1 protein-coding gene is annotated in these 344 nt (G+C 55.2%); it reads right to left on the bottom strand.

The features are described from left to right. Window positions 1-138 precede the first annotated feature (138 nt). A partial coding sequence (locus GUI70_RS22825; RefSeq protein ID WP_237725136.1) for a transposase family protein occupies window positions 139-344 on the bottom strand: 206 nt, incomplete at its 5' end.

Here is a 344-nt window from a genome sequence, read left to right as displayed (position 1 = left end):
CGCCGCTCCTCCAGTTGGGGACGCGTCAGCCTTTCAGGTCGCCAAATCTGCGGCATAGCCGAAGGGTAAGCTGTTCCCAAATTACGCAGGTATCAGTAGACCTCCTGCGAAAGTCATGTTGTGGTTGTGTTTGAGTGGTTACACAGCGCTGCGATGAGATTGAGGCGTAAGGAGAAACGCCGTTTCCGGTGACGATAGATAGACGTCCTTGAGCACGCGAAATATCTTCAACTGTCGGATGATACGTTCCACCCGCAAGCGGGTGGACGCCAGGGCACGGTTCTCCTGGCGCTCTTCTGGGGTCAGCGGATTTGCTTTCGAGTCCTTATACGGCGTGATCGAGT

The sequence above is a fragment of the Deinococcus alpinitundrae genome, assembly GCF_009982895.1.
Taxonomy (GTDB): Bacteria; Deinococcota; Deinococci; order Deinococcales; family Deinococcaceae; genus Deinococcus; species Deinococcus alpinitundrae.
Note: the sequence above shows the minus strand (reverse complement) of the source record. Positions and strands in the feature narration are given on the sequence as shown.